The 26,896-nt window shown below is 60.1% G+C and carries 23 protein-coding genes; 16 read left to right on the forward strand and 7 right to left on the reverse strand.

Annotated features, from left to right (window positions below; all coding sequences use genetic code 11):
- Window positions 1–117 precede the first annotated feature (117 nt).
- Window positions 118–1,197 carry a LacI family DNA-binding transcriptional regulator gene (locus DQ393_RS25450; RefSeq protein WP_112344480.1) on the reverse strand — a complete coding sequence of 360 codons (1,080 nt, stop codon included), beginning with the start codon at window positions 1,195–1,197 and terminating at the stop codon, window positions 118–120.
- A 184-nt stretch (window positions 1,198–1,381) separates the two neighbouring features.
- Here DQ393_RS25450 and DQ393_RS25455 point away from each other — a divergent pair, with 184 nt between their 5' ends.
- The 3 genes from DQ393_RS25455 to DQ393_RS25465 all read left to right on the forward strand — a co-directional run bounded on the left by DQ393_RS25455 (window position 1,382) and on the right by DQ393_RS25465 (window position 5,004).
- Window positions 1,382–2,209, forward strand: a complete 828-nt coding sequence (locus DQ393_RS25455) for an ABC transporter substrate-binding protein (protein ID WP_112344481.1) — start codon at window positions 1,382–1,384, stop codon at window positions 2,207–2,209.
- A gap of 68 nt (window positions 2,210–2,277) precedes the next feature.
- Complete coding sequence (locus DQ393_RS34145; RefSeq protein WP_112344482.1) at window positions 2,278–3,807, forward strand: amino acid ABC transporter permease/ATP-binding protein; 1,530 nt, start codon at window positions 2,278–2,280, stop codon at window positions 3,805–3,807.
- Window positions 3,808–3,876: 69 nt separating this feature from the next.
- Window positions 3,877–5,004, forward strand: a complete 1,128-nt coding sequence (locus DQ393_RS25465; RefSeq protein ID WP_112344483.1) for an NAD(P)/FAD-dependent oxidoreductase — start codon at window positions 3,877–3,879, stop codon at window positions 5,002–5,004.
- A gap of 86 nt (window positions 5,005–5,090) precedes the next feature.
- Here the strand turns inward: DQ393_RS25465 and DQ393_RS25470 are convergent, their stop codons facing one another.
- Window positions 5,091–6,944, reverse strand: a complete 1,854-nt coding sequence (locus DQ393_RS25470; protein ID WP_112345171.1) for an ABC transporter ATP-binding protein — start codon at window positions 6,942–6,944, stop codon at window positions 5,091–5,093.
- Window positions 6,945–7,250: 306 nt separating this feature from the next.
- On the opposite strand from DQ393_RS25470, the gene DQ393_RS25475 reads away from it, so the two are divergent.
- Window positions 7,251–8,147 (forward strand): GGDEF domain-containing protein, encoded by an 897-nt coding sequence (locus DQ393_RS25475; protein WP_112344484.1) that lies wholly within the window; start codon window positions 7,251–7,253, stop codon window positions 8,145–8,147.
- A gap of 247 nt (window positions 8,148–8,394) precedes the next feature.
- Here the strand turns inward: DQ393_RS25475 and DQ393_RS25480 are convergent, their stop codons facing one another.
- Window positions 8,395–8,886: a DUF305 domain-containing protein gene (locus tag DQ393_RS25480; protein ID WP_112344485.1), complete on the reverse strand. Its 492-nt coding sequence runs from the start codon at window positions 8,884–8,886 to the stop codon at window positions 8,395–8,397.
- Window positions 8,887–9,236: 350 nt separating this feature from the next.
- On the opposite strand from DQ393_RS25480, the gene DQ393_RS25485 reads away from it, so the two are divergent.
- The gene (locus DQ393_RS25485; protein WP_245430454.1) at window positions 9,237–10,163 is read left to right on the forward strand and encodes an alpha/beta fold hydrolase; all 927 of its coding nucleotides are present in this window, start codon (window positions 9,237–9,239) and stop codon (window positions 10,161–10,163) included.
- Window positions 10,164–10,401: 238 nt separating this feature from the next.
- Window positions 10,402–11,394: an alpha/beta fold hydrolase gene (locus tag DQ393_RS25490; protein WP_112344487.1), complete on the forward strand. Its 993-nt coding sequence runs from the start codon at window positions 10,402–10,404 to the stop codon at window positions 11,392–11,394.
- A 101-nt stretch (window positions 11,395–11,495) separates the two neighbouring features.
- Here DQ393_RS25490 and DQ393_RS25495 read toward each other — a convergent pair whose 3' ends face one another.
- The 4 genes from DQ393_RS25495 to DQ393_RS25510 form a co-directional block, all read right to left on the reverse strand.
- Complete coding sequence (locus DQ393_RS25495) at window positions 11,496–12,839, reverse strand: flagellar hook protein FlgE (protein ID WP_112344488.1); 1,344 nt, start codon at window positions 12,837–12,839, stop codon at window positions 11,496–11,498.
- A gap of 154 nt (window positions 12,840–12,993) precedes the next feature.
- Complete coding sequence (locus DQ393_RS25500; protein WP_112344489.1) at window positions 12,994–13,710, reverse strand: hypothetical protein; 717 nt, start codon at window positions 13,708–13,710, stop codon at window positions 12,994–12,996.
- 250 nt (window positions 13,711–13,960) lie between these two features.
- Window positions 13,961–14,677, reverse strand: coding sequence for a class I SAM-dependent methyltransferase (locus DQ393_RS25505; RefSeq protein ID WP_112344490.1), 717 nt, complete (start codon window positions 14,675–14,677; stop codon window positions 13,961–13,963).
- 189 nt (window positions 14,678–14,866) lie between these two features.
- Window positions 14,867–15,367: an Lrp/AsnC family transcriptional regulator gene (locus DQ393_RS25510; RefSeq protein WP_112344491.1), complete on the reverse strand. Its 501-nt coding sequence runs from the start codon at window positions 15,365–15,367 to the stop codon at window positions 14,867–14,869.
- 129 nt (window positions 15,368–15,496) lie between these two features.
- Here DQ393_RS25510 and hppD point away from each other — a divergent pair, with 129 nt between their 5' ends.
- The 10 genes from hppD to DQ393_RS25560 all read left to right on the forward strand — a co-directional run bounded on the left by hppD (window position 15,497) and on the right by DQ393_RS25560 (window position 26,804).
- Window positions 15,497–16,606: a 4-hydroxyphenylpyruvate dioxygenase gene (gene hppD, locus DQ393_RS25515; protein ID WP_112344492.1), complete on the forward strand. Its 1,110-nt coding sequence runs from the start codon at window positions 15,497–15,499 to the stop codon at window positions 16,604–16,606.
- Window positions 16,607–16,668: 62 nt separating this feature from the next.
- Window positions 16,669–18,030, forward strand: coding sequence for a homogentisate 1,2-dioxygenase (hmgA, locus tag DQ393_RS25520; protein ID WP_112344493.1), 1,362 nt, complete (start codon window positions 16,669–16,671; stop codon window positions 18,028–18,030).
- A gap of 37 nt (window positions 18,031–18,067) precedes the next feature.
- On the forward strand, window positions 18,068–19,090 hold the full coding sequence (locus DQ393_RS25525) for a fumarylacetoacetate hydrolase family protein (RefSeq protein WP_112344494.1): 1,023 nt from the start codon (window positions 18,068–18,070) through the stop codon (window positions 19,088–19,090).
- On the forward strand, window positions 19,090–19,722 hold the full coding sequence (gene maiA / locus DQ393_RS25530; protein ID WP_112344495.1) for a maleylacetoacetate isomerase: 633 nt from the start codon (window positions 19,090–19,092) through the stop codon (window positions 19,720–19,722). Before DQ393_RS25525 ends, maiA begins: the two co-directional genes overlap by 1 nt.
- Window positions 19,723–19,923: 201 nt before the next feature.
- On the forward strand, window positions 19,924–21,678 hold the full coding sequence (locus DQ393_RS25535) for an alkaline phosphatase (protein WP_112344496.1): 1,755 nt from the start codon (window positions 19,924–19,926) through the stop codon (window positions 21,676–21,678).
- A 73-nt stretch (window positions 21,679–21,751) separates the two neighbouring features.
- The gene (locus DQ393_RS25540; protein ID WP_112344497.1) at window positions 21,752–22,216 is read left to right on the forward strand and encodes a hypothetical protein; all 465 of its coding nucleotides are present in this window, start codon (window positions 21,752–21,754) and stop codon (window positions 22,214–22,216) included.
- Between the two features lie 4 nt (window positions 22,217–22,220).
- Window positions 22,221–22,907 (forward strand): ABC transporter ATP-binding protein, encoded by a 687-nt coding sequence (locus tag DQ393_RS25545; RefSeq protein WP_112344498.1) that lies wholly within the window; start codon window positions 22,221–22,223, stop codon window positions 22,905–22,907.
- The gene (locus DQ393_RS25550; RefSeq protein WP_112344499.1) at window positions 22,904–24,184 is read left to right on the forward strand and encodes an ABC transporter permease; all 1,281 of its coding nucleotides are present in this window, start codon (window positions 22,904–22,906) and stop codon (window positions 24,182–24,184) included. The genes DQ393_RS25545 and DQ393_RS25550 overlap by 4 nt, the downstream gene beginning before the upstream one ends.
- A 105-nt stretch (window positions 24,185–24,289) precedes the next feature.
- On the forward strand, window positions 24,290–25,306 hold the full coding sequence (locus DQ393_RS25555) for a nucleoid-associated protein (RefSeq protein ID WP_112344500.1): 1,017 nt from the start codon (window positions 24,290–24,292) through the stop codon (window positions 25,304–25,306).
- Window positions 25,293–26,804: a hypothetical protein gene (locus DQ393_RS25560; protein WP_112344501.1), complete on the forward strand. Its 1,512-nt coding sequence runs from the start codon at window positions 25,293–25,295 to the stop codon at window positions 26,802–26,804. The genes DQ393_RS25555 and DQ393_RS25560 overlap by 14 nt, the downstream gene beginning before the upstream one ends.
- Window positions 26,805–26,896 lie beyond the last annotated feature (92 nt).

Genomic DNA, 26,896 nt, shown 5'->3' on the forward strand with positions numbered 1-26,896 from the left:
TCGAAGTTGGGTCGTGTTCATTGTCATGGTTTGTCCTGCGCGTGCCCGATCATCTCGGCCCTATCGATGAAGGCGAAGTTGGTCTAGGACGTTCCCACCCGCTCACGATATGGCGCGTTACTGATCGCTGAGAGGCAGCGAGGCGACCGATCCGCGCCGGATAAGGCTAGTTTTTATGGCGGTGCGCTCCGCGGGCATGCCCTTGCCGTTCAACCGCGAAATCAGCCGTTCGGCCGCCTTCTTGCCCATCTCGTAGACAGGCTGGTCGATAACGGTAATCGGCGGTGTCGTGACGGTCGTCCAGTCGGCATCCAGAAAGGAAATCATCGAGATGTCGCGTGGTATGGACAGCCCGAAGGTCTGCAGAGACTTGAAAACGCGAAGACCGACGAGGCTGTCCGAAGTGATGAGGGCGGTTGGCGGTGCCGCGTCCCGCAGCAGGCGCTCGACGACACCATCCGTCCTTGGCTGGTCGGTGGCGCCGAGCCGCACGTAATACCGAGCCTTCTTTATGCCGGCGTCGGCTTGTTCCTTCAGCACGCCTTCCACCCGTTCGCGCACCGCCGAATTGGAAATGCTGCTGATATCGCCAAGGAATTCATTCTCCGCATCCATGGCGGAGATATAGGCGATCCGACGATGTCCCATATCGAGAAGATGGCGGGTGGCCATCATGGCGGCGTCGAAATCATCGCCCGTGACGGCATCCACGCCGAGTTCCGGAATGCTTCGGTCAAAGAGAACGAGCGGCACGCCGACGCGATGTATGTCCCGAAGATGCTCCATCCGGTCGCAGCGCGCCGGGGTCACGATTAACCCATCGACGCGCTTGCCGATGAGCAGATCCACCGCCGACTTTTCCGCATCGAGCTCCTCGCCGGAATTGGCAATGATCACATTGAAGCCGGCCATGCGCGCGACGTCGCTAATACCCCTGACAGCCAGGCTGAAGAAGGCATTCTCGATATCGCCCACCAAAACGCCGATGATGCCGGATTTGCCTGTCGTCATGCTGCGGGCAAGTTCGTTCGGCCGGTATTCGAGTGCGGCGGCAGCGGCAAGCACCTGCTCGCGAACCTTGTCGCTGACGATGCCATAGCCGCCGAGCACGCGCGCGGCGGTGGCCTTCGAGACATTCGCTGCCCTGGCAACGTCGGCGACGGTCACGGAGCGTTTCGAGGTAAGGGGCTCTTCCATTCAATGACGACTACAAGAGTTGTTGACGGGCGGTCAATCTCAAGTTAACAAATATCACTGAGACCGGTCTCTTTATATATGAGACCGGTCTCTTGTCCAGATAATCTCTCGCCAACCCCGGGCGGGGATGAGGACGCGCATGCATGAGTGCCGATAAGAGCATCCTTCAGAGCGGAGAACGAACATGAACATATCCGGTATATTCTCAGCCATTGCCGCGCCCTTGCGCGCCGGCGTGCTGGCCTATTTCGTTGCAGCAAGCGTCGGCCCGGCGGTCGCTGCCGACAACCCCTATCATCTGATCGATCCCGGCGTTATCAGCGTCGGCACGATGGGAGATTCCAAGCCCTACACCTTCACGACGGCCGATGGGCAATTCACCGGTTTCGATATCGAACTCTTTTTGAACGTCGTCTCCCGCATGGGCTTTCCCAAGGACAAGGTGACGTTTACCGGCCAGGAGTTCTCAGCCTTGCTGCCGTCGGTCGCCAACCAGCGTTTCGACGTCGCCGTCGCGGCGATCGGCACCACCGAGGCACGCAAGAAGACGGTCGATTTCTCGGATGGTTACCTCGCCGGCTATCTCTCGGTTCTGTCCTCCGATGCCTCGATCAAGGATGCGAGCGGTCTCAAGGGCAAGCGCCTCGGCGTCGTACAGGGTACGCTGCAGGAAGTTTATGCCACGAAGAACTTCACTGGCACGGATCTCGTCAAATTCCCGGACAACAATTCGGCCGTGGCGGCATTGAACAACGGTACCATCGACGCACATTTCCTCGATTATGAGGCGGCCAAGCAATATGGCGAGCGTTATCCCACATTGAAGATTGCGGTAAACATTCCGTCTTTCGACGCACCTGCAGGCTTCGTCGTCCACAAGGGCAATGACGCCTTCCGCCTGGCGCTCAACAAGGCGCTGCACGAAGCGATGCAGGACGGCACCTGGAAGACGTTCTATGAGAAGTGGTTCCCCGGCTCGCCGATGCCCGACCAATATCTTCCTAAAAAGTAAGGCCGTGCCGCCGTCCGGCTTGCCGGACGGCGGCATTGAACCGCCTGACGAATTTCATGGGGAATTGAATGGATTGGCTTGAAAATCTCCGTCGCAGCTTCCTCGATTGGGATGCGATGGCAGAAGTCCTGCCGAGTATGATCACGGTCGGACTGAAGAACACACTGATTCTGGCGGCAGCCTCCACCGTGCTCGGCGTCATCATCGGCATGGTGCTGGCCGTTATGGGCATTTCGCAGTCACGTTGGCTGCGCCTGCCGGCGCGCATCTATACCGATATCTTTCGCGGCCTGCCGGCGATCGTGACGATCCTCATCATCGGCCAAGGCTTCGCCCGCATCGGCCGCGAGATCTTCGGTCCGTCGCCGTTTCCGCTTGGCATCATCGCGCTGAGCCTGATCGCCGGCGCCTATATCGGCGAGATCTTTCGATCCGGCATTCAAAGCGTCGAGCGGGGGCAGATGGAAGCCTGCCGCGCGCTCAGCATGAGCTACGGACAGGGCATGCGGCTGATCGTCATTCCGCAGGGCGTGCGGCGTGTCCTGCCGGCCCTCGTCAACCAGTTCATCGGCAACGTCAAGGATTCGAGCCTCGTCTACTTTTTGGGGCTGCTGGCCTCCGAGCGCGAAATTTTTCGCGTCGGCCAGGATCAGGCCGTCGTCACGGGCAATCTCTCGCCTCTGCTGCTCGCTGGCGTCTTCTATCTGGTCATCACCGTTCCGCTGACGCACCTCGTCAACTATATCGACGCGCGTCTGCGTCTCGGGCGTCAGGGCCACAGTTCCGGCGTCACCAGCGGCCTCGTCGAGGTCGGCGAACTGGAAGCGGCATCGGGTACCACGGCGCCTTCCGACGCCGCTGCTCCGCGTTTCAAGGGTGGCGCCGTTCAAATCCGCGATCTCAGCATGTCCTATGGCGATCTCGAAGTGCTGAAGGGCATCGATCTCGATATTGCGAGAGGCACGGTGACCTGCATCATCGGGCCTTCCGGCTCCGGCAAGTCGACACTGCTCCGGTGCCTCAACCGGCTCGTTGAGCCGAAGCGCGGCGATATCGCGCTCGATGGCGAAAGCATTCTGGCGATGAAGCCGGAAAACCTGCGGCGCCGCGTCGGCATGGTGTTCCAGCACTTCAATCTCTTTCCGGATCATACCGCGCTCGAAAACGTCATGCTGTCGCTGACGAAGATCAAGAGGATGCCGAAGGGCGAGGCGCGCCGAATTGCCGAGACCCGCCTTGCGGAAGTCGGCCTTGCCGGGCGTAAGGATCATCGGCCCGCTGGCCTGTCCGGCGGCCAGCAGCAGCGCGTTGCCATTGCCCGCGCGCTCGCCATGGATCCGGAGGTCGTTCTCTTCGACGAGGTCACGAGCGCGCTCGATCCGGAATTGGTGAAGGGGGTGCTCGACCTGATGGCCAATCTCGGGCGCCAGGGGATGACCATGGCGGTCGTCACGCACGAGATGGGATTTGCCCGCAAGGTCGCCGATCAGGTCGTGTTCATGGATGAAGGCCGTATCGTCGAAGCGGGCCCGCCGGAGCAGATCTTCGACATTCCGCAAAGCGAACGGCTGAAGCGTTTCCTCGCCGAGGTTCTTTGACAACAGGGTCGGCGGCGGCTTCCGCCGGCTTCTTGATCGCAACACCCACCACTGACAAGGTTTTCCAACATGCATGCTCCCACTCGTCCTTCGAAAGTTATTGTCGTCGGCGGCGGTATCTTCGGGGTCTCCACGGCCGTTCATCTTGCGCGGCTCGGCATTCAAACAACACTTATCAATGATGGCCCGTTGGCGAATGGCGCATCCGGCCGCTCGCTCGCCTGGCTCAATTCGGCCCGGCGTCGTTCCGACGCCTATCATCGACTACGCCTGGCCGGCATCGACCGCTATCGCACGTTAGCAGCCAAATATCCGGATGCGGCCTGGCTGCGCTTCGATGGCGGCCTGACCTGGGATGCGGATGATGCCGGCAATGATATTGCCGCGGTTTTCGATTACGAGCGTGACCTTGGCTATCATGCGCAACTGCTGATGCCGGATCAGGTTGCCAGGATTACGCCCGGCGTTGATGCCCGCTCGGTGACCAGACAGGGAGCGATCTTCAATCCGGGCGAGGGCTGGGTCGATCTGCCGTCCCTGATCGGGATTCTTGCCGAAGAATTCCGCGCATTGGGCGGCAAAATCGTCACTGATGCCGGCCGGGCGACGGTCGATGTACACGAAGGCCGTGCCCGTGGCGTCAGGACAGCGAACGGCGCCCATTGGTCGGCCGATGCCGTGCTGCTGGCCACCGGTGGCGACGTGCCGACGATCGTTGCCGAGGCCGGCCAGCATATCGGCGATGATACGCCGATCGCACTTCTCGTCAGGACGAAGCCGATCAAGCACCCGCTGAAGGCGGTGCTGAACACGCCGCGCGTCGCCATTCGTCCAACTCCGGACGGCGCCTTCGCCCTGGATTCGGCATGGTCGGAAGAGGAGGTCGTCGTGAAGGGCGACGGCAGTTATGAGATCAGTCCCTCGACTCTTGAAGGCTTGTTGATGGAGGCTTCAAAGGTGCTGGAAGGCAACCCGACCCTCGAGATCGGCGACTACGGCATCGGCCCCAAACCAATCCCGGGCGATGGCGAGCCCGTTTTCGGCGAATTGCAGGCGATACCGGGCTATTTCGTCGCCTTCAGCCATAGCGGCGCCACGCTCGGCCTGATCGCGGGCGAGCTGCTTGCCGACGAGATCGCCACCGGCAGACGGCACCCCCTTCTGGCTTCCTTCCGGCCGGAACGCTTTGCCAGATAGCTTGATAAGAGACGATGCGGACCTCGCTTCGAAAAGCGAGGTTCGCCATTCGGTGCGTGTGACAGGATGATCCTGTCCCTGTCCGGCTAATTGACTTCGTCGGCGATGAAGCCGCCGATCTGTTGTTTCCATAGCCGCGCAAACAGGCCATCCTGCTGCACCAATTCCTCCGGTTTGCCTTCTTCCACAATCCTCCCGCCATCGAGCACGACGATCCGGTCCATCCTAGCGATGGTCGAAAGGCGATGCGCAATGGCGATGACGGTTTTTCCCTCCATTACCAGGGCGAGCTTTTCCTGTATGGCGGCCTCGGATTCGCTATCGAGAGCCGAGGTCGCTTCGTCCAGCACCAGGATCGGTGCATCCTTCAACAGGACGCGCGCGATTGCGACGCGCTGGCGTTGACCGCCTGATAGCTTGATGCCGCGGTCGCCGACGAAAGCATCGAAGCCCTTGCGGCCTTCGCTATCGGCAAGATCGGCGATGAAGCCATCGGCGCTCGCCAACTTCGTCACCCTTTCGACCTCTTCCTGCGCCGCCTCCGGCCGGCCGTAGCGGATATTGTCACCGACGGAACGATGCAGCAGCGCGACATCCTGGGCTATGACTCCGATCGCGCGGCGAAGGCTTGCCTGCGTCACCGCCCGGATATCCTGCCCGTCGATCCGGATCGCGCCGTCCTTGATATCGTAGAAGCGCAGGAGCAGGTTGGCGAGCGTCGTCTTGCCGGCACCCGATAGACCGACCAGTCCGACCTTCTCGCCCGGCCGAACCGTCAGCGACAGATCGTTGATAACAGGTTTGCCGGACTTGTAGGCGAAACGGACGTTTTCAAAGCGGATCTCGCCCCGATCGACCACCAGCTCCGCCGCATCGGGCTGGTCGATGATGGTCGGAGGCGTCGTCATGACCGGCATCGCGTCCTTGATGGTACCGATCGCCTGGAAGATCTGCTGGCCCATCTGCAGGAACGTGAATGTGTGTCCGGAGAAGCGGTTGAGAACATAAACGGCGGCGGTGAATTCGCCGATTGTGACGAAGCCATCCACGAGCCCGGTAAAGCCGATCGACAGGATTGCCAGCCAGTGCATCATGTTGAGAACGACGACGATGACCTCAGCGGTACGGTAGATGCGTTGTTCGCTCTGCTGAGCTTCGATCGCCTTGCCGATTATGCCTCTGATCGCACCGGCCTCGCTGTCTTCCGCGGCAAATTGCTTGACCATTTGCATATTGGCATAGAGATCGGTGATGGCGCCGGATATCAGGCTGCGACGCTTGGCCGAGCGGCGTGAGCGCTCGGTGAAGACGGGCGCCAGCCTGACGGCGAGAAGCACGTTGAGCGTGATCCAAACGATGGACGGAAGGGCGAGCTGCCAGGAGAGCGCGCCCAGAAGGATGACGGAGCCGGCCATCTGCATGATAAAGCGCGGGATGGATTGGAAGGCCGAAATGACCTGTTGCTGCACGGCTGACGCTACCTGCTGCAGGCGCGAGGCGACCTGGCCGGCATAGAGATCGTGGAAGAAGGCGAGGTCCTGCCGCTCCACCGCCCTATGGCCCTGCCATTGAATGGCGGCCGGCATGCCGATGCCAAGCGTATGCGAGGTCAGCGTATTGACGAGGAAAGAGCCGATCGGGATGCAAGGAAAAAGCATTAGACCGAGGAAGGTCAGCAGCATCCGGTCGTTCTGCAGGAAAGCGGCAGCACCCTGCTGCGTGACGCCATCAACAATGACGGACAAGCCCCAAACGATGGTCAAGCTCATGACTTCAATCGCCATGGTGCAGAGGACGAGCGCGATCAGCACGCCGCGGAACATCGAGATGAAATGCCAGAGAACGGCAATAGGCCCTTTCGACGGCAGGGGCCGATAGGGGATGTCGAGCGGCTGGATCAGCCTTTCGAAGGGACGGTAGATCGTATCTGAAATAGACATGCGCCGCTCGCGTGATGGAATCAGGAAGGCGAGAAAGAAGTCAGATATGCGGGGCGGCATAGGATCACCATCCAGCTGCAATCTCAACTAGAAATCCCAAAATCGCGCCGATCTGTTATCGTTGGCGACCGGCTTGCATGCCGTAGCCCCTGAGGCTCTCAGTTCGCTCCACCCCGGTTCGACACCTCAAGCTCTCGCAGGAGTGGCTGGATAAGTTCGCCATCACCCGAAACCGATATCGCTGTACCCCTTTCCTCGAGGGAATTCCGCAATAGGTATTGTAGAGCGCAATCAGCGGGATTCGATATGGACGAAATGGGCGAACAGCTTCTGCACCTTTGTGCTACCAGCTCGACACTCATCGCAGCCTATGATGCTGAGGACCGGCTGCGCTACGCGAACCATGCCTTCCGCTCGGCCTATTTCATCGATCCCGGTGAGGCGCCGCTTTGGCCGGATCTGATGCGGCGCAACTTCGAACTCGGGCGCGGCACGGTCATTCGTACGGCCGATTTCGATGGGTGGCTACGGTCGACGCAGTCGCGGCGCGGCAAGATCGGCTATCGAGCTTTCGAGACCGATTTGGCCGACGGCCGCTGGCTTTGGATGACCGAGACCGTGCAGAAGAATGGCTGGATGCTGTGCGTTGCAAGCGACATCACGACATTGCGCGCCGAAAGCCGGAGTGTCCGCCAAGATCGCGACCAAGCGATCAAGGCTTCACAAACCGACGAGCTGACAGGCATCGCCAACCGCCGTTTCGTCATGGCGCGCATAGACGACATGCTGATTGGTGCGCGGAATGGTAGCATCGGATGCCTTGCCTTGTTCGATATCGACAATTTCAAATCGATCAACGATAGGCTCGGTCATCACGCCGGAGATCTTGTTTTGCGGGATTTTGCTCATCGGCTTCACCAGCATGTGCGACGCACCGATTGTTTCGGGCGGGTCGGAGGCGAGGAGTTCGCGCTCGTCATGCCGGGGACGGAGTTGCAGGATGCAATCGAGTGCATAGAGCGGATGTTGACGACGATCCGGTTTTCCCGGCCGCTTATCGACTCTCCTGATTTCGGCTACACCTGTTCGGCCGGCATTGCTGCCTGCTTTGAAACAGAGAGCGCGCCGGATCTGTACCGTCGCGCCGACCAGGCTCTCTATTCGGCCAAGCTCAGCGGCCGCGATCGCGTTCGCGCGGCCTGAAACCTTGGGCACACGCCGGCCACATTGCCTTCGACCAGATGACCGGGGCTGTTTTTGCGTGCTGTGCAGAAGCTGAACCGCTTTGAAGGATGGGCATGTGCGACTATGTTAAAAGCCGAGGCTTCTGTCGGCATTGCTAATCTTCCGGCCTCGCTCCTCAGCGAGCGTCCCGGTAAGGCAACAACTTGGAGCGACCGGCTCATCTTGGTTTCCATTATGGGGTGACCGGCCCATATGGTGAAGCCAGCTATTCGTGATCGCCAAGGCGAGCTTCAATGGCATTCATCTGCTCGATTTCCCGGCGCTGGCCTTGCGAGATTTCGGAACAGAGCCTGACAAGTTCCGAATCTTCGAGAGATGCCTCCCTGCACATGAGGATCGCACCGGAATGATGCGGTACCATGGAGGCGATGAACTGGCGATCGCCTATAAGGGCCTGGGTGCGAGTGCCGGCGAAGGCGGCTACGAACAGGATCACGAGTAGGACGTGAATTCCGATGTTCAGCCTCTTGTTCTTGTACATGCTTCCCATAGTCGCGAGCATGATGATGCCCATTGGAGCCACCATTGTCAGCGCCATGTAGAGCATGTTGAAATTGTTCCGGAAATCGTTCCAGCCGTCGATCATCGAGAACATGACGAAATACATGACGATCAGGCTGAGAAGCATATTGACGGCGAACATGGCATAGGGATGCCTGTTCATCCCGACATGTCCCGCATGGTCGTGATCGCGCATTGTGGCCTTCCTTCGGATCTCGGGCACGGCCGGGATGTAGCGAGTTTTCGGGGTCGGCGGTGCCAATCTTTTTGGGAGCGTATCCCGCCTTAACATTGTTTGGCCTGTTTGGTTCCTGATATCGCCGAATTGCAGAAGCAGGGCACCACCTGGTAGCCTGCCAGCCCTGACGTCACCCCAATTGCGCGAGTGATGTGATCGGTGGCCGCGCCACGCTCGGCTGGTGCCCGGGAACAATTCGGCATGCGGTGAAGTTCTGACGCATGCCAAAGATTCAAACACAGCATCTCTGCATCGGCTACGAGATCTGGCGCCGTGCCGCCATCTCGAAGCAAGCACGGGATTGACCGATGCCGACAGATCCTCCCATTCGTATGGTGGCCACCGATCTCCTCGAAATTGGTTTCGGGGAAAGCGGGCCTCAAGGCGGGCCGGTGATCTTGCTGCTGCACGGCTGGCCCGACGATCCACTGAGCTGGGCGGGGGTAGCGAAGCATCTGAACGCCGCCGGATTTAGGACTGTTGCACCCTGGCTCAGGGGTTTCGGCCCGACCTGCTTCCGCATCGCAGAGACAATTCGTGACGGCAGCGCCGAGGCCATGGCTCAGGACGCTCTCGATCTGATGGACCGTCTCGGGGCAGATCGCTTCGCTGTAGCCGGTCACGACTGGGGCGCCCGCATCGGCTACGCATTGGCCGCGCTCGTCCCGGACCGCCTGCAAGCGCTCGTCGCGCTGTCGCTACCCTATTCGCCCAAGGGCGCCTTTCCGATACCGCCTTTCCGGCAATCCCGAGCCTGGTGGTATCAGTGGTTCATGGCCGTCGATCGAGGCGCCGAGGCGGTCGCCCGCGATCCCAAGGGCTTCGCCCGCCTTCAATGGGAGACCTGGAGCCCGCCGGGATGGTTCGACGAGGCCGAGTTCGAAGCGACGGCAGGAAGCTTCGACAATCCCGATTGGCTCGCCATCACCCTGAATAGCTACCGCAGCCGCTGGCGCGATGAACCGCGCGATCCGCGCTACGACGATCTGCGCAAGCGGATCGCCGAGGTGGAGAGACTGAGCGTCCCGACGCTGATGATCCAGGGTGAAGCCGACGGAACGGTGCTGATGGAAAGCTCCGAAGGCAAGGACCGCTACTTCGGCGGCGGCTACCATCGTGTCGTCCTAAATGGAGTGGGGCATTTTCCTACCCGAGAGGCACCTGCCAAGGTGGCCGCTGCGATCATCTCCCATCTAAAGCAGGTCGAAACTGGGGGATCTGAGCCGGGTTTCTAGCGTGGGTAGTGGCGCCCTCGTCGGCGATAAAAACATCGAGTAACTCTCCTGCGGACAGGAGGAGAGCGGTAATGACAGGTGGTCTGGCATGCGGTGCGAGGCTCCCCCGTCGAGCCATCTGCGGTGGGATTTAACTCAGGCGAGTCTCGATCGCCAAGCGGCAACACATTCGTTTGACGGCTTGCATGACGATATTGATCGCGGCGCCCGACGGCGCCAAACGACAGGAGCTTATGCGATGCGTTCCTCCTTGGCAGCTACTGCCATTATCCTTGCGGCACTCTTCGTCCCCGCCTTCGCACAAGAGCAGCAGCCCGCGATCTCTGTCGAAACGACGCGGCACGTGGGTTTGCCGCAGGGCTTCGAAACGCAGTTCTCGCATCACTATGCCGATGCGAACGGCGTTCGGCTTCACTATGTCATGGGCGGCGCAGCAAATGGTCCGCTCGTGGTACTGCTGCATGGCTGGCCGCAGACCTGGTATACATGGCGGAACATCATGCCGTCGCTGGCAAAGGCCGGCTACCGCGTTGTCGCTGTGGACTATCGTGGTGCGGGTGAATCCGAAAAACCGCTCGCCGGTTATGATAAGGCGACTATGGCCGCCGATATTCGCGCTCTGATCGACGGGCTCGGCGCAACGAAAGTCCATCTGGTCGGGCGCGATATCGGCGTTATGGTCGCCTATGCATACGCGGCGCAGTGGCCGGACGAGGTTGCCAGCATCACGATGCTCGACGTGCCTATTCCGGCCACCGCCGCCTGGAATGAAGCGAAGCACAAGCCCGACCCGGAGCTTTGGCATTTCGGGCTCTTCCAGCAGCGCGACATCGCAGAAATGGTGGTTGCCGGCCATGAATACGCATTCATCCGGGATTTTTATCTGAAGCGTGCCTACAGGCAGGTCGCCGACGAGGACATTGCTGTTTACGCCAAGGCCTATGCCGCTCCCGGAGGGCTCCGTGCCGGCTTCGAGCTCTACCGCGCCTTTCCCGAAGACGAACGCCGTTTCGCCGAATTCGAGAAACGGAAACTGCCGATGCCGATCCTGGCGCTTGCTGGCGACAAGAGCAACGGTTTGACGGAACTTTCCATGGCGAAGGAGCTCGGCACCGACGTGCATGGCGGCGTCGCGCCAGACACCGGCCATTGGCTGCCCGACGAGAATCCGGAATTCCTCACCCAGCAACTGATCGCTTTCTTCGAGCAAATCGGTCGCCGAGCGAAATAGGACTGCTCGGGCCGGCATCCGAAAAGGAGCCGTCGGCTTGCTGCGTGGAACCCAAAACAAAAGGGCCCCGAAGGGCCCTCATAACTGGATAAGCGAAAAGATCAGCGCTGGAGATTGACCAGGACATCCAGCAGGTCGGAGCCCGTCTGGAAGACCTTGGAGTTGGCGGTATAGCTCTTTTGCGCCTGGATCATGTCGGTGAGCTGGCCCGCCAGGTCGACGTTCGAGGCTTCCAGCGAGTTCGACTGGATGTAGCCGAGGCCGTTGCTGTTGGCGAAGCTCGTGACGGTAACGCCGGATTCGGCATTGGCCTGATAGACGTTGCCGCTCATGAGGGTCAGCTTGTCGGGGCTTGCAACGGTTGCCAGTGGGATCTGATAGATCGCCTTCGGATCGCCTTTTGCGTAATTCGCGTAGACGACGCCGTTCTTATCGATGGTGACGCCCGTGACCGCGGCTGCCGCCTGTCCGTTGGTCGAGCCGGTGGAGGCGAAGGCCGCGGCTTTCTGGGTCATCTTGCTCAGATCCATCGCGATCGACCCGGCGGTCTTTGGATCGGTGATGGTGAAGGTGCCGCCGGATGTCATATTTCCGCTTGTATCGAACGTCAGCGTGCTGGTCGCAACGGGGCCAGATGAGTAGGGGAAGGATGAACCGGTACCCGTCGCCGCGTCGGCATTGCGGTAGACGGCGACTTCCCATGTCCCTGACGTCGCCGGAGTTGGCGGGGTGGTGGTGGGATCGGCAGGCTTGGCATCCGCCGTCTTGGTATAATAGATATCATACATGACGGTGTTGCCGAGCTTGTCATAGGCAACGACCGAGCTCTTCTGGGTATTGGTGGTAACGGGCGGCGTACTGCCGGTACCACCAGTCCCCGTGTAGCCGGTGCTCGGCAAGGCCACGGTCGCGCTGGCCGTAACAACCGTAGCACCCGAATTGAGGTTACCGGTAAAGCTGCCCGAGGTTGAGGGGGAGTTCGCAAGACCGTTCTGATTGACGTTGATCGGCACCAGACCGTCGAAACCGTTGACGACGACGGCGGGGGCTCCCGAAGCGTAGGAATAACCCATCAGGGTGTAGCCGGCGGAATTGACGAGATTGCCATTGGCATCCGGCTTAAAGTCGCCTGCGCGCGTCAGAACCGTCGAGCCATCGGCGCCCTGCACGACAAAGAAGCCGGCGCCCCGGATCGACAGGTCGGTGCCCGAAGAGGTCGAAATGGCGTCGCCCTGCTGCGAAACCGAATAGCTGACATTCGTCTCGACGCTACCGGAATTGTAGTTGCCGCCGCCCGAAGGCAGGATCAACGACGAAAAGCTGGCCGTTGCCGACTTGTAGGCCGTCGTGTTGACGTTCGCGATGTTGTCCGACACGGTGCTAAGCTTATTCGCCTGCGCATTCATGCCTGAAACGGACGTTTTCATGCTACCAAAGATGCTCATTGGTTCCTCGCACGTTGCTGATGCCGGTACGATAACCAGAATGACTTGTGTGAAACTGGCTTTTTGCCTGTGCCGCGCGGTTGAAACAACCTCTCCGCGCTATCGGTGGCGCGCTATGCATGGCGTCCTTTTCCGGCAATGGACCGGAGGAAGCCTATTGCGAAGGCAGATGCGGAGCCGGAAAATCGAATACGCGGCTGGTATAGCTTTCGACAAGGGCGCTGAACGGCGTCCCGTTCGGCAGCTTCAGCACGGCGTGATGTTCGAGCAGGAATGGCGGCGGGACAAGAGGCGCTGTTCCGGAGGCCGGCAGCTCGGCACCCGTCTCCCATCCCTCCGGCAGCGGAGACCAAAGCAATTTCGCGGACAGGTTCGTACGGGTGAAATGGAGCGCCTGAACGGCACGGCCGAAGGCGATATCGCTCGTGTTGAGCGCCTTGTTCATCTCGGCCGTCAGTCTCGACGGCACATACCAGTTGTCTGCCTCGGACAGGATGCGGTCACCGCAGGCCAGGCGCACGCGCCGGTAGGCGATGGGTTCATCGGGACCGACGGCAAGCAGTTCCCGGATGGGAGCATCGGCTGGCTTGTCCTGTCCGAGCACCCGCTGAGCGACGATCTTGGAACCCTCCGGTGCGAGCTTGTGAGCGGCGCACCAGCGATCGAGCGTCAGCGTAGCGCTGGCATTGCTGAGGAGATCGGCATTCAAGGTCTCAAGGATTGCCAATGCTTCCAGGCGCGAGGTCGGCGTATCCGGCCATCGAGCCGGGCTGGACATCTCCTGCGCCGCCGCGGTCTGTATGCCGAACGCGATGGCGGCTGAGCCGCCAAGGGCAAGGATGCGAAGCAATGACGAGGATCGGAAAGACATGAGAGGAAAATCCTTGAAACCAACAATGAGACTAACAAATTCCAACAATCGGAGCGCGCGCGTTACAGCTTCGCCGAGGCATAGATGGCAGGAGCATTGCGATTGGCAAGGCCTGACAATGCGCAAGACCTGACAATATGATTGCGGAAGCATGCGGCGTCGGTCTCAAGCCAGGCAATCCGCCGGTATCGGCGCATTGCGGTATGCTTGCGATCCGATCGCGCCGAGGCTCGGAATAGACCCGGCTCGTCTAATCCGCGTTACGGCTGATGTGAATGCTGTAGACGCTTGCCCATTCCTGCGCGACGAAATCGGTCAGCGCGGCGGGGATTTCGACAAGGGCGCTGTGTCGCGCCAGCACGTGAAATCCTCTTGGAAGGGAGCTCGCAATGCGATCGATAATCTTTTCATAATCAACGATCAGCATCTCCCGCCCCACCATGAGGTCAAATAGTGCCGGATTGGTGATCACATGCTCGTTCTCACAGAACCAATAGGAGGAGATCGTCAGATCGGGAAGATAGCCGATCTGCGCCGGCAGGTTTCGTCGCTCGAACCGATAGCGCCCCGGCAGCGCCGCCGCCGACATGAGCTCCTCGCCAAGCAGAAGCTGGGTTTCCGAGGCATCCAAGCCGTGAAGCTCGAGGTTGGGATTATCGGCGAGATAGGCAAAGGCAAGGCTGAAGGCACCGGAGCCGCAGCCGAGATCGCATACCCTTTCATATCCGCGTATCGCCGGTCCGAGATTGGCGAGTGCCCGCAGGCATTTCAGAGAGTTTCGTATTCCGAAAGCGCGGGTGAATGCATCGGCGGAGCGGCTATAGTCAAATATCTCGATCTGTTGCCTGCTTTTGACAGCATTGAGCAAGGCAATGGAGTCGTTGCTTGGACGATATAGATGGTTGCATCTCAGCAGAGTTTCGGAAAAACCTTCGAGATGTTGCGCCTTTACGTCCACATATACCATGCAAGCTTATCCTCGCTAAGGATGTATTCTTTCGTATGATTGGAAGAGAGCATACCCTGAAAGCAATTCCTTCACTCGTCCTCAGTTCTTGATAGCCCACGCTAGTCACAGCTTTATGCACAGACGCCTTTATGCACGAGCGCCCGAACGGCGCCGTTGGCGTTTTGGGCAGGACGACAGGTTTCATCGTCATCGCGTGCCGTCGCCGTGCCAGTTCTGCGAGAGCGGCACCGGAAATCCCTCAAAGGTCTTGAGCGTATCGAGAACGATGGAGGTCTTCACATGCTGCACCGACTCGTGCGGCAAGAGCACGTCGTTGACGAACCGGGAAAGGCCGGCAAGCCCGCGGGTCGCGACCTTCAGGTGATAGTCCATTTCCCCTGTCAGCGCGTAGGCTTCCAGCACTTCCGGCAGCCCGTTGATCAGCTGCGAAAACCGGCGGGCATTGTCCCGGTTATGCGTGGCAAGCGTCACCGAAATCACCACCAGCATGTCCAGGCCCAGCTTCTGGCGATCGAGGTTGGCGTGATAGCTGCGAATATAGCCTTCCGCCTCCAATCTCGTGCGCCGTCGCGAGCACTGCGAGGGCGAAAGTGCGATGCGTTCGCCGAGCTCGTTGTTCGTCAATCTACCGTCTTTCTGCAGTTCGTCGAGAAGGCGGAGGTCCAATTTGTCGAGGGGCTCATCCATTGCGCAAAGCTTTCAAAATACTCACGGATCGTGTATAATATTTTCATTCCGCACTGAGAATGCAAGCACTTTGCGCGCGCTTTGGGCCATACTTTGCATAGTCAAAGTACTGTCTCTGAGGAGGAGAAAATGGGTCCTTTTCCGCATGATGCGCCGCCGTCCGAAATCAGCGCCGACAATCCGGCCGGCACTGACGGCTTCGAATTCGTCGAATTCGCTCACCCCGAGCCGGAGAAACTGCGCGAGCTCTTCACGCGCATGGGCTATGTCGCGGTCGCCAGGCACAAGACAAAGGATATCACCGTCTGGCGCCAGGGTGACATCAACTACATCCTGAATGCTGAGCCCGGCAGCCACGCCGCCCGCTTCATCGCCGATCATGGCCCGGCGGCGCCGTCCATGGCGTGGCGCGTTGTCGACGCCAGGCACGCTTTCGACCATGCCGTCTCCAAGGGTGCTGTTCCCTATGAGGGGAATGACAAGGCGCTCGATGTTCCCGCAATCGTCGGCATCGGCGGCTCGCTGCTCTATTTCGTCGAGACCTACGGCAAGAAGGGATCGGCCTACGATGCCGAATTCGATTGGCTCGGCGAGCGCGATCCGAATCCCGAAGGCGTCGGCTTTTATTACCTCGACCATCTGACCCACAACGTCTTCCGCGGCAACATGGACAAATGGTGGGACTTCTACCGCGATCTGTTCAATTTCAAGCAGATCCACTTCTTCGATATCGACGGGCGCATCACCGGTCTGGTGAGCCGGGCCATCACCTCGCCCTGCGGCAAGATCCGCATTCCGCTGAATGAATCGAAGGACGATACCAGCCAGATCGAGGAGTTCCTGAAGAAATACAAGGGCGAGGGCATCCAGCACATCGCGGTCGGAACGGATGATATCTATCGGGCGACCGACACGCTTGCCGACAACGGCCTGCGTTTCATGCCCGGCCCGCCGGAAACCTATTACGATATGTCCTATGCGCGCGTGAACGGTCACGAAGAACCGATCGAGCGCATGAAGAAACATGGTATCCTCATCGACGGCGAAGGCGTGGTGAATGGCGGCGTGACGAAGATCCTGCTGCAGATCTTCTCCAAGACCGTCATCGGGCCGATCTTCTTCGAGTTCATCCAGCGCAAGGGTGACGAAGGTTTCGGCGAAGGCAACTTCCGCGCGCTGTTCGAGTCGATCGAAGCCGATCAGATCAAACGCGGCGTCATCGGCACGGCCGCCGAGTAATTCTTTCGGGCGGCCTCCGACAAAGCGTGAGGCCGCCTTCAGCTCTCGGGAGGAGTGGAGCGATGGACCAGACGATATCCCAGGCTTCCGACCATCAGGCGACGGCAGCGGAAGCGCTGCAATATATGCCGGGCTTCGGCAATGACTTCGAAACGGAGGCACTTCCCGGTGCTCTGCCGCAGGGACAGAACAGCCCGCAGAAGTGCAATTACGGTCTTTATGCCGAGCAGCTTTCGGGCTCGCCCTTCACGGCGCCGCGCGGAACGAACGAACGGTCGTGGCTCTATCGCATCCGTCCGAGCGTGCGCCACACTCGCCGCTTTTCCAACGCCTCCTATCCGTTCTGGAAATCAGCGCCCTGTCTGGATGATCATTCGCTTCCGCTTGGCCAGCTTCGCTGGGATCCGCTTCCGGCGCCGACCGAGCGGCTGAATTTTCTCGAAGGAATCCGCACGATCACCACCGGTGGCGATGTCCTGACCCAGACCGGCATGGCCGCCCACGCCTATGTCTTCAACGAGGATATGGTCGACGATTACTTCTTCGATGCCGATGGCGAGCTGCTGGTCGTTCCCCAGGTCGGCGCCATCAGGGTATTTACCGAGATGGGCATCATGGATATCGAGCCCCTGGAAATATGCGTCATCCCGCGCGGGATGATGTTCAAGGTGACGCGCAAGGGCGACGAACAGGTCTGGCGCGGCTATATCTGCGAGAATTACGGCGCGAAATTCACGCTGCCGGAGCGCGGGCCGATCGGTGCCAACTGCCTCGCCAATCCGCGAGATTTCAAGACGCCCGCTGCCGCCTTCGAAGACAAGGAAACCCCTTGCCGCGTGCATGTCAAATGGTGCGGCAAGTTCTATGTCACGGAGATCGGTCATTCGCCCCTCGATGTGGTTGCCTGGCATGGCAACTACATCCCCTACAAATACGATCTGCGGACGTTCTCCCCCGTCGGCGCCATCCTGTTCGATCATCCCGATCCGTCGATCTTCACGGTGCTGACCGCACCGACCGAAAGTGCCGGTACCGCAAACGTCGATTTCGTCATCTTCCCGCCGCGCTGGCTGGTTGCCGAACATACGTTCCGCCCACCCTGGTATCATCGCAATATCATGAGTGAATTCATGGGTCTCATCCACGGCCAGTATGATGCGAAGGAAAAGGGCTTCGTGCCCGGAGGTATCAGCCTGCACAATATGATGCTGCCGCATGGGCCGGATGCCTCCGGCTTCGAAAAGGCGTCGAATTCCGAGCTGAAACCCGTGAAACTGGATCACACCATGGCCTTCATGTTCGAAACCCGTTTCCCGCAGCAACTGACGAAATACGCCGCCGAGCTCGAGACGCTGCAGGATGATTACCTGGAGTGCTGGGATGGCCTAGAGCGCCGGTTCGACGGAACACCCGGCATCAAGTGATGACCGGCCGCATATTTTCTGACATCGGAGCCACGATATGAAGCTTGCGACTTTGAAGGACTCCACCAGGGACGGCAGACTTGTCGTCGTCTCGCGTGATCTCACCCGTTGTTCCGAAGTCGGTCACATTGCCCGCAGCCTGCAGGCGGCTCTCGATGATTGGGAGCATGTAGCACCCAGGCTCGCCCTGATCGCGGAGGGTATCGAGACGGGTGCGCAACCGACCATGCGGTTTCACGAACATGATGCCGCCTCGCCGCTGCCGCGCGCCTATCAATGGGCCGACGGCTCGGCCTACGTCAACCATGTGGAACTGGTGCGAAAGGCGCGGGGCGCCGAAATGCCGGCAAGCTTCTGGGTCGATCCGCTGATGTATCAAGGCGGCTCAGACGGCTTTCTGGCGCCGCGCGATCCGATCCTTGCGGCCGATGAAGCCTATGGCGTCGATATGGAGGGCGAGGTTGCCGTCGTCGTCGACGACGTTCGCATGGGCGCCAGTCCGGAGACGGCGCTGCAAGCCATCCGGCTGGTGATGCTCGTCAACGACGTGTCGCTGCGCGGCCTGATCCCGCAGGAGCTGGCAAAGGGTTTCGGGTTCTTCCAGTCCAAACCGGCATCGGCATTTTCGCCGGTCGCCGTCACGCCGGATGAGCTTGGGGAGGCATGGGACGGCGGCAAGCTGCATCTGCCGCTGCTGGTCGCCGTGAACGGCAAGCCTTTCGGCAAGGCAAATGCCGGCATCGACATGACCTTCGACTTCGGCGAGCTGATCGCTCACGCGGCCAAGACCCGCAGCCTTGTCGCCGGCACGATCATCGGTTCGGGAACGGTGTCCAACAAACTCGATGGCGGGCCGGGCAAGCCGATCGAGAATGGCGGCAATGGCTACTCCTGCATTGCCGAGCTTCGCATGATCGAGACGATCGAAACCGGAGCGCCGAAGACGCAGTTCCTGCGGTTCGGCGATCAGGTTCGCATCGAGATGCAGGATCGTACCGGGCACTCGATCTTCGGGGCGATCGAGCAGACCGTCGAAAAATACCTGGGGGCAGAACCGTGATGAGCGACGTCGTGCTTTACGATTACTGGCGCTCGTCCGCCAGCTATCGCGTTCGCATTGCGCTCAACATGCTCGGCATCGGTTACAAGCGTGTGCCCATCGATCTGCTGGAAGGCGAACAGAATAGCGTCGATTACCTGGCACTCAATCCGCAAGGATTCGTGCCGACGCTCACGATCGACGGAGAAATTCTGACGCAGTCGCTTGCGATCATCGAATATCTGGCCGAACTTCGGCCTGAGAGCGGCTTGATGCCGTCTGACAGCGCGAGCCGCCAGCACGTGCGGGCGCTTGCCTATGCGATCGCCATGGATATCCATCCGATCTGCAACACGCATGTTGCCGCCCATGTCATGGCCATCACGGATAGAGCCGATGCCCGCGAGGAATGGATGAGGCATTTCATTGCCGGTGGCCTTCGCAAGCTCGAGATGATGTTGAGCAAATTTGAAGGTAGCTTCAGTTTTGGCGACACGCCGACCATGGCGGATATCTGCCTTGTGCCGCAGGTCTACAACGCCCGCCGCTGGGGCGTGGACCTGACCGATCTCAAGCGCATCGTCGAAATCGATGCCAGGTGCACGAATTTGCCGGCCTTTCAGGCGGCGCATCCCGATCGTGCAAGGCCGTAGTGGATCATGTGCGCTTCGCGGTGATAGTCTTGGCATTCAGGCTATTCGGCGGGTCTTTTAGATGCGGCGCATACAATCAGCCTTCCTTAGCGATTTGCGCTTCGGAATTTCCAGTTGCAGAAAGTCGACTCCTTTTTACATGATTGTCATCTGGTTTTTATAAGTGGGAAGAGGGAAGCAACCACGACGCAGGGGGTATAAATGCGTAAACTTGTTCTCTCCATGATGGCCGCGACCGTATTGTCCGGTGCGGCTCACGCGGCGACGGTCTATCCGTTGGACCGGGCGACGGTACTCGCCGGCTCGCCATTCGATTTCAAGGTGGAATTCAGCAAGGTCGTCAAGCCGGAAGACGTCAAGGTGACGGTCAACGGCGAAAGCTATGAGACCGTCTTCGGCAAGGCCGCCGATTTTGTCGCGGAAGAAAAGGGTGCCGAGGACAAAGTTCTCGGATCGGCCCTGATCCTGCGTGGCGTCAAGCTTGCAAAGACCGGCCAGTACAAGGTCGAAGTATCGGCCGGCGACGAGAAGAAGTCCGTCAATTGGGATGTCTACGGCACCTCCGCCACGCCGAAGGCCAAGAACATCATCTTCCTGCTCGGTGACGGCCTTTCCGTTGCACATCGCACCGGTGCCCGCATCATGTCCAAGGGCATGACCGAAGGCAAGGCCAATGGCCGTCTTGCCATGGATGACGTTCCGCCAGTTGCTTTCATCGGCACGTCCTCGACCTCGGCGATTGCGACCGACAGCGCCAATACGATGTCGGCCTATATGACCGGCCACAAGTCGGCCGTGAACGCGCTCGGCGTCTATGCCGACCGTACGCCGGCAAGCCTGGACGACCCCAAGGTCGAAACCATGGGTGAAGCCCTGCGCCGCACCGGCAAGAAGTCGCTCGGCATCGTCACTACGGCCGAAGTCGAAGACGCGACGCCGGCGGCGCTCGTCTCCCATACCCGTAAGCGCGGCGACAAGGCCGACATCGTCGGCATGATGTATGACGTCAAGCCGGATGTCCTGCTCGGCGGCGGCTCGGCCTATTTCCTGGCGAAAAGCGTGCCGGGCTCCAAACGCAAGGACGACAAGGACTATGTCGCGCTCTTCAAGGATGCCGGCTACGCCGTTGCCACCGACAAGAACGAACTGGCGACGGCTGCCGGCTTCAACCAGGACAAGCTGCTCGGCCTGTTCCACACCGGTAACCTCGACGTCACGCTCGACCGCGAATTCCTCAAGAAGGGCACGGTCGACAAGTTCCCGAACCAGCCCGGCCTGGTCGACATGACCAAGGTCGCGCTCGACAAGCTTTCCAAAAATCCGGAAGGCTTCTTCCTGATGGTCGAGGGTGCCTCCATCGACAAGATGAGCCATCCGCTGGACTGGGATCGCGCTCTGATCGAAACGATCGAGTTCGACAAGGCCGTCGCCGTTGCCCGCGAATTCCAGGCCAGGAATCCGGATACGCTTGTTGTCGTCACCGGCGATCACACCCATGGCGTTTCGATCATCGGTACGGTCGACGATGACAAGCCGGGCACGGAAATGCGCGAGAAGGTCGGTACCTATGCGGCCGCCGGCTTCCCGAACTATGAAGATAAGGATGGCGACGGCTATCCGGACCGCGTCGACGTTACGCGTCGCCTGTTCATGGCAGCCAACAACGGCCCGGACCACTACGAGACCTTCCGTCCGAAGCTCGACGGTCCTTTCGTTCCGGCTGTTCAAAACGAGAAGAAGGAATATGTTGCCAACGAAGCCTATAAGGACGTGCCCGGTGCCGTCTTCGTACAGGGCAATCTCCCGAAGGACGAAGATAGCGGCGTTCACGCCGTCGACGACGTCGTGCTGCAGGCGGCTGGTCCGGGTGCCGAAGGTTTCCATGGCTATATGGAACAAAGCGACGTCTACCATGTGCTGGTCGATGCTTTCGCTCTTGGCTCCGAAAAGATGTAAAACCTGTTCATATCCGTGAGCTGGGACAGGCGGCTTCTGGTCGCCTGTCCCTTCATTTTTCATGAGGGTTCTCATGCCTCGGAACCAGACCATTGTCATCAACCGCCGGGCGTTGCTCGCCGCCGCCGCCACACTGCCGATGATGGGCGTTGCCATGCGCGCGAACGCTGCGGAAAAGCTCGGCTTTGATCAGCTTTACAAGAGCTTCGGTCCACTCGGTCTCGAATTTTCCGACAGGGTGAAGCAGCTGAGCGGCAAGGATGTCGCCATCAACGGCTTCATGGCGCCGCCCCTGAAGGCGGAAGCAGCCTTTTTCGTCCTTACCGAAATTCCGATGTCGCTTTGCCCGTTCTGCTCTTCCGATGCCGATTGGCCTGACAATATCGTGGTGGTCTATCTCTCGTCCAAGCAGACATTCGTGCAGTACAATGCGCCGATCATGGCGCGCGGCGTGCTGGAATTCGGCTCATGGACGGATCCGGAAACAGGTTTCATCAGCCAATTGCGTCTCCGGGACGCCTCGTTCAGGACGATCTGATCCCATGCTTGCCCTTGATGTCTCCAGTCTCGAAATGCAGTTTCCGGGCCTGGCTGCGCCGGTACTCGCCATTGAGCGCTTCCATCTGCCGGCAGGCGGCAGGCTCGCGATCACCGGTGCCTCCGGCTCCGGCAAAAGCACCTTTGTCAACGCCATTACCGGTCTGGAGAAAGTCACGCGCGGCAGCATTTCCTGGAGCGGCACCGAGATTACCCATCTTTCCTCCGGCCGGCGCGATGCGTTTCGCGCGCGCAATATCGGCCTTGTCATGCAGGACTTCCATCTGTTTCCCGGCCTGTCCGCCTTCGACAACGTCGTGCTTCCGGTCAAGCTGGCGCGGCGTCTCACGCCTGGGGAGCGGGAGCGTGCGCTGAAACTCCTGTCTGCGACAGGCATCGCCCGCCCGCAGCAGAAGATCGAAACCTTGTCGCGCGGCGAGATGCAGCGTGTTGCCGTTGCCCGTGCGCTGCTCTCGCGCCCCGGTGTCGTCGTCGCCGACGAGCCGACCGCCAGCCTCGACCGGCAGGCGGGCAAGGAGGTTGCGGAGCTTCTGATGCAGCTTTCAGCCGAAGAGGGGACGACACTTATCGTGGTAACGCATGATGCGGCGCTTGCCGCGCGTCTCGGCCGCCGCATCAACCTGGCAAGCGGCCGTATCGAGGAAGACAGCCAGGAGGTCGCCGCGCAATGATCGCTTTCATTCTTGCCGACCTCAGGCGTTTCTGGAGTGGGGCGTTGGCCGTCGTGGTGCTGATTGCTTTGTCGGTCGCCTTGAGCGTAACGGTGACGCTGCAGGAGCGGGCCGTCCGGCTCGGCAGCGCGCGCGCCGCGGAGAAATTTGATCTGCTTGTCGGTGCTGCCGGCAGTGAGACGCAGCTGGCACTTTCGGCCGTCTTCCTGCAGCCGGCGCCGCTGCCGCTGATGGAGGGCGCCGTCCTTTCCCGCCTAGCCAGTGATCCACGTGTCGAACTGGCGGCCCCCGTCGGCTTCGGCGACTCCGCCTATGGACATCCGATCGTCGGCACGACGACCGGCCTTATATCCTCCCTTTCGCCATCGCTTGCACAGGGCGCGATGTTCTCGCGCCTCGGCGAGGCGGTGGTTGGTTCCGATGTCGCCTTGTCCACAGGTGCCGAGATCAAGCCGATGCATGGCACGGCCGAGACCGGCGGCGAAACCCATACCGCGATTGCCTATAAAGTCACCGGCCGCATGGCGCCGACGGGCACGGCCTGGGACCGCGCGATCCTCGTGCCGATCCGCGCCGTCTGGCAATTGCACGGCATGCATGGCGAGGAAGACCATCACGATCATGATGGTGAGGAAGCGGATGCGCATGGCGGGGAGCCGCGCGAGCATGCTGAAAGCCATGAACACGAGCATGGCCATGTCGATGCCGATGCGCCGCTGGATGAACATTTCGACGCGCAGACACCCGGCGTTCCGGCCGTTCTCGTCAAGCCGAAGACGATTGCCGATGCCTACCGGCTGCGGCAGGAATACCGTACCGGAACGACGCTCGGTGTCTTCCCGGCGGAGGTGCTGACGAAGCTCTATGCAACGCTCGGCGATGCCCGCAGTCTGCTCTTGGCGATCACGCTTGGCACGCAGGCGATCGTGATTGCCGCGATCGTGATGGTCACCATCATGCATGTCGGTTCGCGGCGCCGGCAGATCGGCGCCTTGCGGGCGCTCGGCACCCCTGTCCGCTCGATCGTCGCGCTCGTCTGGGGCGAGCTCTTCGCCCTCTTTGCCGCCGGTATCCTGCTTGGCATAACGCTCGGCTACATCGCAGCATTGGTGATCTCCGCCAGACTTGCCGCTTCGACCGCCGTCCATCTGCCGGTCGGCTTTGCTCCCGACGATCTGTGGCTTGTCGGCGGTTTTGCAGCCGTTGCGGCGCTCATCTCCATCGTGCCCGCCTTCAGCGCCATGCGCTCCAGCCCGGCTGCAGCACTGCGAGCGTAACAACGGTTTGTAGGCTGCAGCGGCATCATCCAGGCTTGAATATCGCCTTGTGTCATTTCAACGCTATCTTGTTCTGAGTGTTCACTGGCACTTTGGGAGGGGCACTTGGCATTTTTCGATGATAGCGAATTGAGCGAACTCAAGATCGAAAGGATGATCTTCCACCTTGTCGGACCCAAAAGCGGTCTGATCAAGCTGGAGGAAGTCGATCCCGGGGAATTCGAAAGCTTCTTCGTCGATCGCATCCGGTCGGTGAATGGCGGCTTGCCCTATGCTTTTTCCGATGCGTCTTCGACGCGTGAGCGTCTCAGCCGCATCGCCTCGAATGCGAGCGTTTTCCAGGAGGAAAGCGAAAAGCTGGCCGAGGATTTCCAAGCCCATCATGGCGGAACCGCCGCCGAGGGGGCGATCCTGTTGTTTGCTCTGAAGGCGAAGGCAACGCGATCGTTCGCGCTTCTGAAATATGATGACGAAACAGTCATCGCCTACGACCTGAAGGATGACGGCGGCGGCCGGAAGAAGGTCAGCCTCGAAGCGCTTCAGAGAACCTTCGTCCAGAACAAGGCGGCGCTGCAAAAGGCAGCCCTTATCAAACTGTCCGAAAAGGGCGGTGAGCTGACCGTGCTGGACAGGCGTAACCAGCAGAAGGTCGCACAATATTTCGAGGCGTTTCTGGGTGCGCGACAGACATTGAGCAATGCCGAATTGACGAAGAAATTGGTCGATGTCACGCGCAAGGTGATCGGTGACAATCCTGACCTGGTGGACGGCGAAGTGGTGCGCGAACTCACCAAGCGGACCTACGATGCCGCCTCCGGAGGCGGCGAAATCGACAGCGACGACCATCGCGCCTTTCTCGAGACAGTCATCGGGCACAAGCTCGCGGACGATAGCCCTCTGCTGAGCAAGTTCAATCGCGGCCTCGCCACAGAGCGGATCTCCGGAGTGCCGATGACGCTCGTTCCCGATCAGGTGAAGGGACCGAAGACACTCTATTTCAAGACCGAAAATGGCATCGAGATCCGCGTGCCAAACGAATTCCGCGCTCTGATCGAAAAGACCGAAGACGGCATGATCATCATCCACGACAAGCTGGCGATTGAGACCGATGACCCCAACTGAGATCCTCGATCTTATCGCACGAACGCAGCCGACGAAGCCAGTCGAAGAACATGCGGAACTGATCATCGTCAGAGCGAAGCTTGATGACGCAGCTCTTAGAACGGAATGGCTGGCCCTGCGCGCCAGTATTCCAGCCTTTCTCGAATCCGTCACGATCCGGCGTGACGGCACCGACATCGCCCTTGACGACGGTGACGTGCCGGCACCGAGCACGGTTTTTGCCATTACGCTCAACAAGGTCTCGCAGAAGGCCGTTCTTCGGCTCTTCTACGGAAAATCTCTGATAGGCCTGTCAAGAGCCCTGGATAGCAGCCTGGTTGTCTGCGTTGCCGAACTGACCGCGGATCAGGCATTCACATCCTATGGCGCCAGATTCCAGCCTTGGACGCAGCAACCTCCCGCCCCGTTCGAGCGGATGCCGGAACTTCCCAATCCTCGAAGCATAAGCCATGACGCCAGCAATGCGGGGCTTGTGCCGGCAGACATACGGCCATGGCTGCTGCAGCATCATCCGGCGCAATCGTCGCAGACATTCGAGGCTTGGCGCTCACTGGCGGCTCCCAGGTTGATGGCGGCACTTTCCGATCAGGTCTATGGCGCCGCGCCGAATGTGATCTATCAGTTCTCCGGCCCGCCGAGCCGCAAGGTCGGCCTCTCGCTTCTCGAACTGCTCGCCATATTCGACCGCCTCAACGAAGGTGTGTTTTGGGCATTTGCCGGCGGCGAGCGCGACACGGAGACCCGTCACGTCCTGCTGGCGGCGGAATGGGCGCGCAGCTATCGCCAGGGAAACCTCGCGGAATTCGGAGACGGCAGCCTTGAATCCGCGAAGGCCGCCTATGCCGCCTATGTCAAGGCCGGCAGCAAGGAGACGCTGAAGGCTCTTGCCGATTTGCGCAAGACGGTCGTGGACGAGGCGCAAAAGGCGACCCAGCGAGCCCAGGATATGACGGGCGCCTTGTGGAAGGATCTGGCTGTCGCCACCACGCCCTTCGTGATCAAGATCCTCTCCGATGCTGCAAAGACGCCCAATACATGGATCGCAGGGCTGTTCGCCATCGGCGCGGCGGCGTTTCTGATCCTGTCTTTTCGCGTTCAGACCTTCATCAATGCCGGTTATTTTTCCGGCCAGGACCGTGCCCGCGCCATATGGGCCTTGCGATTGAATCAAGTACTGAGCGCGGCCGAGATCGAGGAGTTCAGCGAAACGCCGATCCGCAACAGCGTGTCCGACTATGATCGCGTCCGGAAGACGGTTCGTAACGTCTATGGCACACTGGTCGCTATCCTCATCATCTTTGCCGGTTACCAGTTCTACACCGCGGCAACCGCGAAAGTTCCGCCGGCCAATAGCGGGACTGTCGGCAGGCAGGGGCCGTCGCAATCTCCGGCATCCGGATCACCGCTGCCGGGGCCTGCGGCCAGCAATAGGCCCGAGCCCGCCGCTCTCCAGAAGGCGGCCCCGGTTCCTGGCACGCCGGCAACCAAGCCACCTTGACGCTTTATAGTTTCTCTAATGCTGAAAATGGCCATTGCGCTTGATTGTGGAAAGAATATCGTGGATCCAATTTCAGGTAGCGATGGATCAAG

It is taken from the genome of Martinezella tropici, assembly GCF_003287875.1.
In the GTDB taxonomy this organism is placed as follows: Bacteria; Pseudomonadota; Alphaproteobacteria; order Rhizobiales; family Rhizobiaceae; genus Rhizobium; species Rhizobium tropici_C.